The sequence below is a fragment of the Pseudomonas sp. P5_B2 genome, assembly GCF_056400445.1.
Genome location: NZ_JBFULH010001328.1, coordinates 1 through 703, shown reverse-complemented (window position 1 = coordinate 703; position 703 = coordinate 1). Strand labels below are relative to the sequence as shown.

Annotated in this window: 2 protein-coding genes; both read left to right on the top strand. The window is 54.1% G+C overall.

The genetic code is table 11. The features are described from left to right. Positions 1 to 231: 30S ribosomal protein S14 (rpsN, locus tag AC1DRJ_RS31030; RefSeq protein WP_477805475.1), on the top strand; the 231-nt coding region annotated here is incomplete at its 5' end. A gap of 209 nt (positions 232 to 440) precedes the next feature. Continuing rightward, positions 441 to 703, top strand: a 263-nt coding sequence (rpsH, locus tag AC1DRJ_RS31025; protein WP_477805474.1) for a 30S ribosomal protein S8, incomplete at its 3' end; no start/stop codon positions are given.

Here is a 703-nt window from a genome sequence, read left to right as displayed (position 1 = left end):
GCACTGAAAGCTATCATCGTTGATCTGAACGCAAGTCCAGAAGCGCGTTGGGAAGCTACAGTAGCTCTGCAGAAGCAGCCACGTGACGCAAGCGCCTCGCGCATGCGTAACCGCTGCCGCCTGACCGGTCGTCCACACGGCGTTTACCGCAAGTTCGGCCTCGGCCGTAACAAACTGCGTGAAGCTGCAATGCGTGGTGACGTACCTGGTCTGGTTAAAGCCAGCTGGTAAGCACTATCAAAGTCTCGGTGCTCGGGATCGCAAGATCCTGACCGCCGGTGACCTTGAACTTGAATCAAGCCCCTTTTGGGGCTTGATTCATTTGTGGGGTGTGTCTAGAATACCCGGCTCGCCTGAGCCCGTGCTTTTTCCGCATGGATGAGCTCGGCGACAAGTAGTAGCCGCAAGGCTAATTTTTTTGTATTAGGAGCGTCTAGCCCATGAGTATGCAGGACCCGTTAGCGGACATGCTAACTCGAATCCGTAATGCCCAGATGGCTGAAAAGTCCGTCGTAAGCATGCCATCTTCTACTTTGAAGGTAGCTGTTGCCAAAGTCCTGAAGGACGAAGGTTACATTGCGGGTTATCAGATCAGCAGCGAAATCAAACCACTGCTGTCCATCGAGCTGAAGTACTTCGAAGGCCGTCCGGTCATCGAAGAAGTGAAGCGCGTTAGCCGTCCAGGCCTGCGTCAGTACAAGTC